General features: G+C 36.8%; 16 protein-coding genes. 3 read left to right on the forward strand and 13 right to left on the reverse strand.

What is annotated here, in order from left to right; genetic code table 11:
- Positions 1-255: 255 nt before the first annotated feature.
- From arsC to ABG082_RS08995, 3 genes are read right to left on the reverse strand one after another with little or no spacing between them, the layout of a single operon-like run.
- Positions 256-675 carry an arsenate reductase (thioredoxin) gene (arsC, locus tag ABG082_RS08985; protein WP_008343782.1) on the reverse strand — a complete coding sequence of 140 codons (420 nt, stop codon included), beginning with the start codon at positions 673-675 and terminating at the stop codon, positions 256-258.
- A gap of 14 nt (positions 676-689) precedes the next feature.
- Positions 690-1,988 (reverse strand): arsenical efflux pump membrane protein ArsB, encoded by a 1,299-nt coding sequence (locus tag ABG082_RS08990; RefSeq protein WP_019744138.1) that lies wholly within the window; start codon positions 1,986-1,988, stop codon positions 690-692.
- Between the two features lie 12 nt (positions 1,989-2,000).
- Positions 2,001-2,315 carry a metalloregulator ArsR/SmtB family transcription factor gene (locus ABG082_RS08995; RefSeq protein ID WP_060781636.1) on the reverse strand — a complete coding sequence of 105 codons (315 nt, stop codon included), beginning with the start codon at positions 2,313-2,315 and terminating at the stop codon, positions 2,001-2,003.
- 234 nt (positions 2,316-2,549) lie between these two features.
- Here ABG082_RS08995 and ABG082_RS09000 point away from each other — a divergent pair, with 234 nt between their 5' ends.
- A complete protein-coding gene (locus ABG082_RS09000; RefSeq protein ID WP_024719074.1) occupies positions 2,550-2,873 on the forward strand; it encodes a metalloregulator ArsR/SmtB family transcription factor in 324 nt (107 codons plus the stop codon).
- 59 nt (positions 2,874-2,932) lie between these two features.
- The gene (locus ABG082_RS09005; protein ID WP_348936784.1) at positions 2,933-4,231 is read left to right on the forward strand and encodes an NAD(P)-binding domain-containing protein; all 1,299 of its coding nucleotides are present in this window, start codon (positions 2,933-2,935) and stop codon (positions 4,229-4,231) included.
- A gap of 29 nt (positions 4,232-4,260) precedes the next feature.
- On the opposite strand, the gene ABG082_RS09010 is transcribed toward ABG082_RS09005, so the two are convergent.
- The 7 genes from ABG082_RS09010 to ABG082_RS09040 all read right to left on the reverse strand — a co-directional run bounded on the left by ABG082_RS09010 (position 4,261) and on the right by ABG082_RS09040 (position 10,272).
- Positions 4,261-4,764, reverse strand: coding sequence for an arsinothricin resistance N-acetyltransferase ArsN1 family A (locus tag ABG082_RS09010; RefSeq protein ID WP_192895859.1), 504 nt, complete (start codon positions 4,762-4,764; stop codon positions 4,261-4,263).
- 846 nt (positions 4,765-5,610) lie between these two features.
- Entirely contained in the window at positions 5,611-5,877 is a 267-nt protein-coding gene (locus ABG082_RS09015; RefSeq protein WP_348936785.1) for a hypothetical protein, read from the reverse strand.
- 127 nt (positions 5,878-6,004) lie between these two features.
- Positions 6,005-7,108: a threonine synthase gene (locus ABG082_RS09020; protein ID WP_348936786.1), complete on the reverse strand. Its 1,104-nt coding sequence runs from the start codon at positions 7,106-7,108 to the stop codon at positions 6,005-6,007.
- 72 nt (positions 7,109-7,180) lie between these two features.
- Positions 7,181-7,555 (reverse strand): RidA family protein, encoded by a 375-nt coding sequence (locus ABG082_RS09025; protein ID WP_019744141.1) that lies wholly within the window; start codon positions 7,553-7,555, stop codon positions 7,181-7,183.
- Between the two features lie 11 nt (positions 7,556-7,566).
- Positions 7,567-8,217 carry a PAS domain-containing protein gene (locus ABG082_RS09030; RefSeq protein ID WP_017359563.1) on the reverse strand — a complete coding sequence of 217 codons (651 nt, stop codon included), beginning with the start codon at positions 8,215-8,217 and terminating at the stop codon, positions 7,567-7,569.
- A 162-nt stretch (positions 8,218-8,379) separates the two neighbouring features.
- Positions 8,380-9,060, reverse strand: coding sequence for a TetR/AcrR family transcriptional regulator (locus ABG082_RS09035; protein ID WP_348936787.1), 681 nt, complete (start codon positions 9,058-9,060; stop codon positions 8,380-8,382).
- 42 nt (positions 9,061-9,102) lie between these two features.
- Positions 9,103-10,272: an NAD(P)/FAD-dependent oxidoreductase gene (locus ABG082_RS09040; protein WP_342494733.1), complete on the reverse strand. Its 1,170-nt coding sequence runs from the start codon at positions 10,270-10,272 to the stop codon at positions 9,103-9,105.
- A gap of 258 nt (positions 10,273-10,530) precedes the next feature.
- On the opposite strand from ABG082_RS09040, the gene ABG082_RS09045 reads away from it, so the two are divergent.
- The gene (locus ABG082_RS09045) at positions 10,531-10,719 is read left to right on the forward strand and encodes a hypothetical protein (RefSeq protein ID WP_057079479.1); all 189 of its coding nucleotides are present in this window, start codon (positions 10,531-10,533) and stop codon (positions 10,717-10,719) included.
- Between the two features lie 72 nt (positions 10,720-10,791).
- Here ABG082_RS09045 and ABG082_RS09050 read toward each other — a convergent pair whose 3' ends face one another.
- From ABG082_RS09050 to ABG082_RS09060, 3 genes are all read right to left on the reverse strand, one after another.
- Positions 10,792-11,139 carry a DoxX family protein gene (locus ABG082_RS09050; protein WP_076821624.1) on the reverse strand — a complete coding sequence of 116 codons (348 nt, stop codon included), beginning with the start codon at positions 11,137-11,139 and terminating at the stop codon, positions 10,792-10,794.
- A gap of 156 nt (positions 11,140-11,295) precedes the next feature.
- Positions 11,296-11,721 carry a MarR family winged helix-turn-helix transcriptional regulator gene (locus ABG082_RS09055; protein WP_058337221.1) on the reverse strand — a complete coding sequence of 142 codons (426 nt, stop codon included), beginning with the start codon at positions 11,719-11,721 and terminating at the stop codon, positions 11,296-11,298.
- Between the two features lie 72 nt (positions 11,722-11,793).
- Positions 11,794-12,363, reverse strand: a complete 570-nt coding sequence (locus ABG082_RS09060) for a TetR/AcrR family transcriptional regulator (protein ID WP_348936788.1) — start codon at positions 12,361-12,363, stop codon at positions 11,794-11,796.
- Between the last annotated feature and the right edge of the window lie 22 nt (positions 12,364-12,385).

Consider the following 12,385-nt stretch of genomic DNA (forward strand, 5'->3'; position numbering starts at 1 on the left):
CAATTTTAAGTTTTGATATTATATTATAAATACCACCTCTCTTCCAACTCGTGTTTAGTAGCTCTTCTCCAAGTCGGCACAAAGAGAACGTTCTTTGTAATGATTCGATTCGGCATTACAGAGAACGTTTTCTAAGCACTAGCATAAATCTTATGAATGGTTATGTCTTATCTATTAATTAATGCAAAAAAAGAGAACCTTTGACTTGATCCTCTTTATTATTAGATTTTTTATTCAATCGACTCAAACGCAGCACTATTTTCCAGTCTCAGCAAACTGTTTCAATCGATCTCCAATTTCATCTCTTACCCTTTGGAAAAATGACCACTTCTCTTCTTCTGTTCCTTCTGCTTTTGCTGGATCATCAAAGCCCCAATGGACACGTTCGACATGAGGAGGAGTCATCGGGCATTTATCAGCTGCGTCACCGCATAATGTTACGACTAAGTCAGCGTGATGTAATATCTTCTGATCAATCAGGTCAGACGTTTGATGAGAAATATCAATCCCTATTTCTTTCATTGCTTTTACAGCATTCGGATTTAATCCATGAGCTTCAATACCAGCGCTATAAACCTTCCACTCATCTCCAAGATGCTTTTTAGCCCAACCTTCAGCCATTTGACTGCGGCAAGAATTACCGGTACATAAAAAGTAAATTGTTTTCTTTGACATGTTGATCGTCTCCTTTAATGTATAATCAATAGCCAGAAATACAAAGCTAAAAGTGTAATGAATAGTGTTGGTACAGTTAAAATGACCCCTATTTTGAAATATGTCCCCCAGGAAATCTTCACACCTTTTTGAGAAAGGACATGAAGCCATAGAAGTGTTGCTAAGGAGCCAATGGGCGTAATTTTTGGTCCTAAATCAGAACCAATGACATTTGCGTATATTAACGCTTCTCTCATCATTCCTTGTGTATCGGTGCCGGATATGGCTAATGCATCGATCATGACCGTCGGCATATTATTCATGACAGATGAAAGAATCGCTGCGATAAATCCCATACCAAGAGTCCCTGCCAATAAACCTTGATCTGCTACAGCTTGAATTACGCTTGAAAGAGCATCAGTAAGTCCTGCATTTCGCATGCCATAGACAACAACGTACATACCTATGGAAAAGAAAACGATCGCCCAGGGAGCTTCTTTTAGAACGCTTTTTGTTTGAACAGAAGGGCTTTTTTGTGCAATGACCAAGAATAAAATGGCAATCACACCAGCTATGACCGATACAGGTATAGATAAAAATTCGCTTGCAAAATAACCAATCAATAAAAAAGCTAATATATACCAAGATAATCTAAACATCTTTGGATCTTTTATTGCTTCACTTGGGTGTTTTAACTCATTCATATCATAGCGTTTAGGTATACTCTTTCTAAAGAAAAGGTACAGTACAGTGATACTCGCAAGCAACGAAAAAAGGTTTGGAACCACCATTCTGGATGCATATTCAATAAACGTAATGTTAAAATAGTCGGCTGTTACAATGTTCACCAAATTACTTACGACAAGAGGGAGCGACGTTGTATCTGCAATAAACCCACTCGCGATAATAAAAGGGAATACAATTTTTTCATTGAAGTGTAATGCTCTGACCATGGCTAAAACAATGGGTGTCAAAATAAGTGCTGCACCGTCGTTTGCAAATAAAGCAGCGACGATTGCACCAAGGATGGTCACATACACAAACATACGCAACCCACTGCCTTTTGCAGCTTTTGCCATATGCAATGCTGCCCATTCAAAAAAGCCGATTCGATCAAGGATGAGTGAAATGACGATAATGGCGACAAAAGCTAAAGTCGCATTCCAAACGATGCCTGTCACGGTGATCACATCGTCAACATTCACAACACCTACGATTAATGCTAAAATGGCCCCTCCACATGCGGACCACCCTATGGATAGATTTCTTGGCTGCCAAATAACCAATACCAAAGTGAACAAAAATATGAGTAATGATAAAACGGCAAAACTCAAACCCATCCCTCCTTACGAACAAGAAATGTTTGTTGCTTTATGTTGTATACTTTTTAAAAGGTCATCTTCTTTATCAATTTGATTTAAGATGGTACGAATCGTCTCAAATTCTGGAGACAGTTTATTGATTGAATAATAACGCCACTGCCCTTTTCTGTTCTCATGAACAAATCCAGCTTTTTTTAATTTTCGTAAATGCTGACTAATAGCTGGTTGACTCATTTCGAACATATCTACCAGTTCACACACACAATATTCTTTCTCCAAAAACAATTTCATCATGATCAGTCTTGTTTGATCACTGAGTGTTTTTAAACAATTCGACATATGTGTCACACCAATTGAAACATCTGCAGTCACAATGATTCCCCCTCTTTTCAAAAGTGACGGTCCTTGTTTTCAACTCCTTCAACATTATATAACCGAAAACTTATATAATCAATTGATTATATGAATTTAAACAAAAATTTATTCTCGTAAAAGTTATCGATTGATTTTCTTTTTAATTTATTTTATGATTTATTCATCAAAAAAAATTGATTAATGAAAAAGGAGAATTCTATGTCCCTTTCCTTTCCCTTAGAAAATAAACAGCTAGTGGATACATTTGAGCATTACGAACTGAAGTTCAAAGCATTATCTGATAAAAAAAGGCTACATGTATTAAACGTTCTTTGCGAAAACGGCCCTACTTGTGTTTGTGATCTAATTGAGCAATTTCAGATGACACAATCTAAATTGTCATATCATTTAAAAATCTTATTAGATGCAGATTTAATCACAAAAGAAACAAGAGGTACATGGAGCTATTATTCCTTAAATGAAAAAGAAGTGAATCATTTACTTTCACCAGAGCTATGTTGCTTATTTCGCCCTTCTTGCTAGGAAGGGATTATTTTTAACTAATTAATCAAAAAAAATTGATTTATAAGGAGTTACATAAAATGAAAAAAAACTTACCAGTAGTTATTATTGGCGGCGGCCCAGTTGGTATTGCCGCAGCTTCACATCTTATTAAAAGAAATAAATCATTCCTCTTATTTGAATCAGGCAAACAAATTGGGAATCATTTTTTAGATTATGGACATGTACGCCTGTTTTCACCATGGGAGTTTAATATTGATCAAGCTGCAAGGGAATTGCTAGAAAAACACCAGATCCCCCTTCCTTGTAAAGATGAACTCCCATTAGGAAAAGAAATTGTTACCCAATATCTAAAACCATTAACTGAACTACCAGAAATGAAACCACATATTTATTTAAATAGCCCAGTTCTCCATATTGGCAAAAAAGGTGTTGATAAAGTCAAAACAAAAGATAGAGATCTAGTACCTTTTATCATTCGAGTGAAATTAAATAATCAAGAAGAAAAAACTTACGAGGCAAAGGCGGTTATTGATGCCACTGGTACGTGGCAAAACCCTAATCCAATAAATGCTGAAGGGATTATGACTGAAAATGAAAAAAGAGTTGCTGATCGGATTTATTATGGCATTCCTGATGTTTTAAATCGTGATCTGATTCGGTATCAGAATAAAACAGTTGCAGTGGTTGGTAGTGGTCATTCTGCTGTAAACACTTTGCTTGAGCTGGCAGAGCTAAAAATGACATCAAAAAACACAGAAATTATATGGATTTTAAGAAAGCATGATATTAGTGAGGTATTCGGAGGAGAAAGCAATGATCAATTGCCTGCAAGAGGTCAATTAGGCATTAGATTGAGACAAATTTTAGATAAAGGGTTAGTAAGAGTCTTCCCTTCAATGTTGATTCAAAATATTGAACAAACTTTTAATAGCAAGTTAAAAATCATTGGCCTCCAGAAAAAAGAAGAAATAACAATTGATAATATAGACGAAGTGATTGCGAATACTGGGGCAAGACCTGACTTTAAGTTCCTAAGAGAAATTCGCCATACATTTGATTCAGCATTAGAGTGCGTGCCGGATCTAGCTGACCTTATTGATCCTAACATACACAGTTGTGGCACTGTACGACCACATGGTGAAAAAGAACTGAGACAACCAGAAACAAACTTTTATATCATTGGTTCCAAAAGTTATGGAAGAGCACCTACTTTTTTATTAGCCACCGGTTATGAGCAGGCTCGATCTGTTGTTGCTTATATGACTGGTGATAAAGAGTCTGCTGAACGTATAGAACTTAAGTTACCTGAAACGGGAGTTTGTAAAGTTGCTTTAAAACCTAAAGTTGAGAAAACGTCTTGTTGTATTGATGAATAAATAAAAAGCAGGCCTCTTTTGGGGTCTGCTTAATTAGTTAGTATTTTTTCCATAGCCATTACATCAACATAATCATTATCGATTTTCCCGTGTTCTTTGAATATGCCTACTTCCCTATACCCCATTGATTTATATAAACCTTGTCCTAATTCATTAAAAGGGAAGGTGAATAAGACAATTTTATGTATTTGAGATTTAACTGCTTCTTTTTCTATATTAGATAAGAGTGCTTTACCAATACCTTTCCCTCTTTGATTACGACGGATATATATAGATAAATCAGCAACACCTTGATAAGCACGTCGATGAGAGTATGGGTTAAGTGCCACCCACCCTACTACCTGTGAATTTAATTCAGCAACAAGAATTTTATATTTTTCAGATCGATCAGTGAACCATTTTGTCATGTAAATGATATCTTTTTTTTCAACTTCTAAAGTGGCTATTTTATCAATAATCCCTTGGTTATAAATATCTAATATTTCAATCAGATCTGAATCGTTGGCTGCTCTAATTTTAAGCATACTTCCCATCTCCATCTTTGTAGTGTGAATTTAAAAATCTCGTATTCTTTTAATGATTGAAGTCTCAATAATAAATAAAGTAACCAACTAAATAGATTAAAGTCAATTTATTTTTACAAAGCTTTACTTAGAATGTATGAAAAAGACCAAAAGAGTTTAATCTTTTGGTCTTTTTCAACGCGTCTCCCAACAAAAGCGAGAATTGCAGTTATAACAGCGAATCCTGAGCCGATAGGAGATACAATGGATAAAGTCCCCTTTTCAAAGGCTCGATATAATACCTATAAAATTGATGACACTTATACCTGCTATTCCAAACCATGCCATAATGGAGCTATTATCAATGTGTGGTGATTGTGTAAGTATAAATATTTCTAGCAAAAGTGAGGCAATAAACGGAATCCCTAACAAAGCAGGAATTCTGGCACGAAACAGTCGAGATATCATGACTGCTAGTTATGCTCCCCTTTCATTTCACCTTAAGGAAATTCTATTTTTGGATCATAATTGCTATCATTTTTGTGCCAGCATGCTGTTGGATTTATGTTATCATGAGTCATAAGGGGGGTTTTAATTACCAGTACCAACATTTTTTTGCAAACCAATTTTCTGCTTATGCTTTGGTTATTGTGTAATGTCGAGCTGTTTTAATATGTTATAATATCGCTTTCGTACTTTATTGCAAGCAAAAAACCATGTCAATTAAGACATGGTTTTACGAACTTTATCCTTGACCTCTATTTTATTGAGGGAAAGAATCAATTGATCCGTAAAAATTCCCTTTAAATTATATAAATACTAATGGCTCATTTTGTTGATGTGCCAGTTCCATTCCCTCTGCCAGATGGAGAGCGTTCATTTATCCATATCATCATCTGGCCAATTGCGGATCAATTGACGCAATCTTACTGCAACGGTCTGACAAACCTCTGGCATTAAGTAACTGTCAGAATCTGGTTGTTCTAACAACGGGATGATGTCATCTGAATAATCTTCAAATGGTATGTCTCCGCCAAATCCTTGCATATTATCTAAATTCATCCCAATACACGCTGCTAACCTGCATCTAAAATCATGGAAGTCGGTGTAAGACCAATGTGCTTCGCAATGAGTAAAATCCATTCCCGCGAATCATTCCTCCGTTTTCAAATTGTAATGGTCGTTTCAACACTCGCTAATATCACTCCTGATTGATCATATAATAGGTCAACGAGCACGCAACTCTCTATTCTACCTGGGTTTCTAAGGTTTATGTTGATTTAATCCCTGCACCACAAAGAGGAATGATGATGGTTTCTGCTGATTCCTTTTGATATTTCATGTAGCCAGCAAAATTGATGGCAGATGTCACCTCTACATAAAATCCTTTCTCACTTAGTTTAGAGCGTGCATGGAGAATTTCTTCTTCTTCAATATCAATAAACGTACCATTCGTCTTGTATACAGCTTCTAAAATTTGTTTAGAACGCGCCGGGGCAGCAATAGCTATTCCTTCTGCTACAGTCCCTTTATTTGTCATAGGCGTTGCTGATTCCTCCGCATGTTGAAAAGCTTTCACAAGTGGTGCGCAGTTCTTTGCTTGTACGGCAATAATTTTCGGTATTTTATGAATGAGACCATTTTCGAATAACTCTTTAAAGCCATAATACGCACCGAGCAGCAGAGTGCCGTTTCCAACCGGAATGATTAAAGCATCCGGTGCTCCTTTTAGTTGCTCATAGATTTCATAGGCGTATGTTTTTGTACCTTCGAAAAAATAAGGGTTATAGACATGGCTTGCATAAAAAACGTTTTCCTCGTCTACTGCCTTTTGGGCCGCAGCTGCAATGTCTTCTCGTGTACCATGAATTTCTTTAATCGTTGCTCCGTGGGCTTTTATTTGAGCGACTTTTTTAGGTGATGTTTGATCACTTAGATAGATGTCACAGGCAATACCACAACGCGCAGCATACGCAGCAATTGCCGTTCCTGCATTCCCGCTGCTATCAGCAATGACTTTTGTTACCCCTAATTCCTTAGCTTTTGTCATTAACACAGCTGCTCCACGGTCTTTAAATGATAGTGTAGGCATCATATAATCAACTTTTACATAAGTGTTTGGCTCATTAGGATCTAGAACGATTAAAGGAGATTGGCCCTCGCCCATTGTCACAGTTTCCCACGTCTTAGAACCTTTTGGAAATGGCATGGTTTCAACATAACGCCATAATGAACTTGGATAGTGATCCCAAGCTGTGACGTCTATTTTCGGGGTATCTTTCACTAGATTGAATACTCCACCACAATCACATTTCCATAGAGTTGGTGTCATCTCATATTTTTCCCCGCAATGGTTACAAATTAATTGATTCATTCTTCATCTGCCCCTTTGAATATTTTTTTATACAAAATATATTTTTTTATATAGGGTGGTCAAAAAAATATTCTAAATATATGCAATGGCATCCATTTCAATTTTGAATCCAAAATGTAATGCATTCGTTGGCACAACCGTACGAGCTGGTTTATGTTCACCGAAAAATTCGGTATAAACCGTATCTACTTTGTCCCATAATTCAATATCTGAAATGTATAATGTCATGCGCAAAATCTTTTCTTTTTTACTTCCTGCAGCTTCTACAATCATCTCCACATTCTTAAGCGCTTGTAATGTTTCTTCTTCAATGGGGCCGAACTCTTTTTCTGTCGTTTCGGGATTGATAGCAAATTGTCCCGAAACATAGACCGTGTTTTGATGAATGGTTGCGAATGCATAGTGTCCGTTTGATTTTAGATTTCCTACCTCGAGTACGCTTTCCATTTTGACACTCCTTACCTCGATTTATTTTTGATTTCATCCAAATAGCTATAGACGGTTACTTTGGAAATGCCTAACATAGATGCGACCTTCTCAACAGATCCTTTCATTAAAAAAATGCCCTTTTCATCCATGAATTTGATTAGTTCAATTTTTTCATGACGTTTCATGACTGGATGAACACTGTTTTGAATGATTTGTTGAATCAATTGATCGACGATTTCTTCCACATTTTCAAGATCATCATTTGATGTTGTTTCTTTTTCTTGAGCTTCCACTTGTGTAGAAAGAAATGTGTCCATAAATTGCTGCATTTGATTTAGTGCTTCAACATCAAAATTGATACAAAAAGCTCCGATCACTTTTTGCTTTGAATCACGTATTAATGAAGTCGAAGAACGAATCGTACGCTTATCTTCTGTTACAAATGTATAACCAGCCAGATAATCTTCTTTAAAATCTTCTGATTGTAATACAGTCTTTACTAGATGATCAAATGATTGGCCGATTTCTCTTCCTGTCACATGGTTATTTACTGTAAACATGACAGATGCTTGAGGGTTCGTTAAATCATGAATCACCACTTCACAATTTGGTCCAAACATTTTTGCAGTAGATTTTGCTAAAGGAATATAACTCTCTAATAACTTTTTAATATGTTCCATGCCTAAGCACCTCATTTTTTTATTCCACTAGATTATATAATTTTTTATATATAAAAACAATATATAGATTTATTTATATGTTGTAATGCTCACAAGATCACAAATATGAAAATCACCACAAGCAAAAAGCAGCCATTGACTGCTTTTTGCTTGTGCTCCTTTCTAATTGTCTTCCTGCTGGATTCCATACAAAATGACGTCAATTCCCCATCGGAACCGTTCCATTGATACGGTATCACCTGCAAACATTTCTTCTTTTACACGATGAATGAAAGGAAACTGCGTTTTGTCTGCTTGAAGAAATGCTTTTTTTGTGTCTGAAATCTGTGAAGAGCCTTGTTTCTTCCAAGAGACCTTTTCGTAAGCTACGGAAGATACGTATAACAGCAATAGGTCTACTCCCCATGCTGCGGATGTAGATTTGATCCCGCCTTCATGCAATGCAGCGAGAAGATGTTCGGTCAAGTGAAGAAAGTTCGTTCCTTGTGGAATGGTGGAAAGAGAAATTTCAGCGAGACCAGGTTTTTCGAACAGCAGGAGGAAATAAGTATGCAATATGTCGAATAACTGTTCTTTCCATGTGCTATCCTTTGAATCTGGATAAACCATTTGTCCGAGACCATAATCCAATACGTAAGCACTGAGTTCTTGAACATTGTTCACGTAGACATACAAGGATGCAGGTCCCGTATCCAATGCTTTAGCCACCTTACGCATACTCATGCCCTCTATTCCTTGCTCCTTAAGAAGCTCATAGGCCGTTTTCACAATAAGCTCACGGCTTAAGGGTTCTTTAGCCGGCCGAGACCGGCGACTTATAATACGACGATTTGAATTGTTCATACTCTCTTTATAACATGTCAAAGTAAAATAGTAAATTGAGCATCAATCATCATCCTTTTGAAAAGAATTCATCATATCTGCAAGCTTGACCGCAGCGTCTTTTGAAAAACACAGTTTTAAACTATTCTCCGATTCATGAGCTTTTTCCGATGAATATTCGTACATCATGTCTTCGTATTCTTCAATCGCCTTTTCAATATGATGAGGATGTCGGACAATAGCAAGTGCTAGCTCCCTTGCATCAAACATCGCCATGTTCACACCCTCGCCTGCGAATGGCGACATGACGTGAGCTGCATCACCGATAAGCGTAACTCCTTTATGACGATTCCATTTAAAACCGACAGGAAGCGTATAAATCCGTCTTGGAATGATGGCATCTTCTGCATAACGAATATAGTTTTTCAGCTGATCATCCCAATCACTAAATAACGCTAATAATTGTTCTTTTGCTTCTTTCGCTTGATGAAACGGTATACCACAAGTCTCGATCCAGTTGCGTTCTACCATAAGGCTTGCATACACTTTGATTCGGCCATCTCCGTTTAACTGCCCAATCAGTCCTTTATGGTCTTCTAAAGCAAACATCTTACCACGTTTATTAAATTCAGCTAAATCAGGGTGGTTCACCTCTACGCTGAGGACATTTAATTCCAGCATCGTAAGCCCAGAATATTCAATCTCAATATCTGTTAACAGAGGACGCACACGAGAAAAAGCACCATCAGCCCCAATCAAAAGGTCAACTGTTTCGACAATTCCATTTTCAAAATGAAGCTCTGTCATACCTCTTTCTAATGAAACGCATCTTTCTAGTTTATACCCATATTTGATGGTTTCAGCATCAATTTGTTCTAACAGTAGTTCACATAACACACCACGATCAATTTCCGGGCGAGTACCTTTTTGATCTGATTCCGTTTCTTCATCTAAATAAATTCTTCCTGATTTATCAAGTAATCGGAAATCTTCCCCTTCATAGCGGGCCTTCTTTTGAAATTTCTCATAAACTCCTGCTTCTTTTAAAGCTTTTTGACCTGTTTCTTCGTGAATATCCAGTGAGCCGCCTCGTTCAAGGCTCTTGTCATGCATCTCTCGTTCATAAATGGTTGTTTGTATACCGTAATTTTGCAAAATTAAGGCAAGTGTTAGTCCCCCAGGTCCTCCTCCAATGATAGCGATTTGCTTTTGATCCTTAGATAATGATGTCATCTTCTGCATCTCCTCATCCCTTTGTGGAAATCGTTTTAAATTACATCTCATTTATATCATAACGAACATCGTTCGTAAAGAACGATGTTCGTTTAAAAATCGTTTGTTTTACGATTGTGTTTTCATGAAAAGAAACCCATCGCCCACCATCATAGGATACACTCCATTTAGGACGGTTAAAGGTTGTCGAATCATAACAACGATACTTAGGATCAGTAGATCTCCATTGTTCTCATTCTAAGTGTAAGAGGTGTTCTTATGAATAAATTATTGGCCATGTTGATATTAGGATTGAGCTTTAGTGGTGCCGCGCTCATTCTTTCAGTCCCTTTGTTATTCAAACCGAAAACAGAACAATTTGAGCTGGTGTTTGCTGCTGGATCATTGGGCGCTTTCGCAGTATTTGCTGTCTCATGCCTAGTGCTTCGAAAGCAATTCAATCGCTAAAAAACCTAAACAAAATCCACCGTCATGAACAGTGGAGATTTGTTTAGGTTTTTGTGATTTTTTAATATGAATTTAAAGAATGTGGTATAAGCTGACACCGATACTGAGAGCGAATAAAACAAGTGCAGGGATTGCTTTTTTAAAGGGATCTTTGGCCAATACGATCAGAGTAAATGCAGCTGCCAGCATCGTACCTCCTAACAATAAGCCTGATAATAATGCTAATGTTGGGATCCATATGCCGGCTAGCATTCCAGCAGCGCCTATTAACTCAAGAGCCCCCGTTAAAATATTGAAAAATGCGGGTAAACCAAATCGTTTAAACTCTTCTGCCATTTTTCCTGATATGATTTTCGTTCCTGTGAGGAAAAAGAAAACGGCTAATACAATTTGTAGAATAAGAATGAAAATAGTGATCACATCTTTCTAAGTTATTTGACCAGAAAGGGTCGCTTAATGGACACCGGTTTCTGGGGCCATCTTAATAAAATCTCACTTCCACATTGAATGGATGAAATTTATATGTCATAGCATATATCGTGCAAAAATAGAGGTTGTTTCTACCTTACAGATTTATCAAGATGGATAGTCTGAATAGAATAATTTGTTTAAAAGTAATTTTAATTGTTCAATCTCTTCATCGCTTAATTGATTTGTCACAGTTCGATGTGCATCCATGACGACAGGAAGAATCGCCTTTTTGATCTCGTCCCCTTTTTCTGTTAAAAACAGGTGATGCGAGCGCCGGTCTTGTTCATTATAGATTTTTTTGACAAGCCCTTTTCGTTCCATTGACTGGATCATTCTTACGACAGTGGTTTGATTTTTATCAATGCCTTCTGCCAATTCTTTTTGAGTCGAGCCTTTTTCACGGCTAAGAATACTAATAATACTCCACTGCTCTGGTGTAACACCGTATGGCTTTAACCTATTCGTAAAATAATTCGTCATTTTCACATCAGTGCGATGAACGAGATAACCTATTAAATCATGTAACTTCATGTAAACACCCTCTAATCATTTTATATGCTATAGCATTTATATTAGTGGAGTGGTTAAACGTTGTCAAATTGTCTACATGTTATGCTTAAAATCAATTCCTGACATGATATATGGCAATGCTGATTTGATAAATTCTTCTGAAGATATGTGCGAACTATTTTTTCTCCACTCAACAGAAGCTCCGTGAATTCCCCAGCTTAAAAAAACAGCCGTGACCTTCAAGACTTGCTTTTCGACATCTGTATATTGATTCACTAACAACTGATAAAAAATAATTTCAAGCTGTTCTCGAACAATTGGAGCAAGTTCAGTTTCATATTCTACTTGGCAGCGGTTATGAAGAGATTGTTGGAAACTGGCTAGCGCTTTAAAAATATTCATCATTGTATCTTCATCTAGTTTACTATTGTTAAAATTGATACTTTCTAAATTAATCGACAATATTTCTGAGAGTGTTTTATCTAATAAATCGTATTTATCCTCAAAATGATAATAAAACGTGGCTCGGTTAATCATGGCTTCTGCTGTCACATCTTTCACCGTAATATCCTTAAATTCCTTTTTCGATGAAAGCTTCATGAAAGACTCCATGATTAATTTGCGCGTTCTTAATACACGCGGATCTGTCTTTGGCTGGGTCATCTTCTTCCCCCTTTCTTTTTAA

It is taken from the genome of Bacillus sp. BS1807G30, from assembly GCF_040047675.1.
Taxonomy (GTDB): domain Bacteria; phylum Bacillota; class Bacilli; order Bacillales; family Bacillaceae; genus Bacillus; species Bacillus altitudinis.

Excerpts from the sequence above, each read along its gene's own strand:
- ABG082_RS09035 (WP_348936787.1), bottom strand. The coding sequence starts at position 9,060 with ATGAACAATTCAAATCGTCGTATTATAAGTCGCCGGTCTCGGCCGGCT.
- ABG082_RS08995 (WP_060781636.1), bottom strand. The coding sequence starts at position 2,315 with ATGTCGAATTGTTTAAAAACACTCAGTGATCAAACAAGACTGATCATG.
- ABG082_RS09040 (WP_342494733.1), bottom strand. The coding sequence starts at position 10,272 with ATGACATCATTATCTAAGGATCAAAAGCAAATCGCTATCATTGGAGGA.
- ABG082_RS09000 (WP_024719074.1), top strand. The coding sequence starts at position 2,550 with ATGTCCCTTTCCTTTCCCTTAGAAAATAAACAGCTAGTGGATACATTT.
- ABG082_RS09015 (WP_348936785.1), bottom strand. The coding sequence starts at position 5,877 with ATGGATTTTACTCATTGCGAAGCACATTGGTCTTACACCGACTTCCAT.
- ABG082_RS09005 (WP_348936784.1), top strand. The coding sequence starts at position 2,933 with ATGAAAAAAAACTTACCAGTAGTTATTATTGGCGGCGGCCCAGTTGGT.
- ABG082_RS09055 (WP_058337221.1), bottom strand. The coding sequence starts at position 11,721 with ATGAAGTTACATGATTTAATAGGTTATCTCGTTCATCGCACTGATGTG.
- ABG082_RS09020 (WP_348936786.1), bottom strand. The coding sequence starts at position 7,108 with ATGAATCAATTAATTTGTAACCATTGCGGGGAAAAATATGAGATGACA.
- ABG082_RS09025 (WP_019744141.1), bottom strand. The coding sequence starts at position 7,555 with ATGGAAAGCGTACTCGAGGTAGGAAATCTAAAATCAAACGGACACTAT.
- ABG082_RS09060 (WP_348936788.1), bottom strand. The coding sequence starts at position 12,363 with ATGACCCAGCCAAAGACAGATCCGCGTGTATTAAGAACGCGCAAATTA.
- ABG082_RS09010 (WP_192895859.1), bottom strand. The coding sequence starts at position 4,764 with ATGGGAAGTATGCTTAAAATTAGAGCAGCCAACGATTCAGATCTGATT.
- ABG082_RS09030 (WP_017359563.1), bottom strand. The coding sequence starts at position 8,217 with ATGGAACATATTAAAAAGTTATTAGAGAGTTATATTCCTTTAGCAAAA.
- ABG082_RS09045 (WP_057079479.1), top strand. The coding sequence starts at position 10,531 with ATGAATAAATTATTGGCCATGTTGATATTAGGATTGAGCTTTAGTGGT.
- arsC (WP_008343782.1), bottom strand. The coding sequence starts at position 675 with ATGTCAAAGAAAACAATTTACTTTTTATGTACCGGTAATTCTTGCCGC.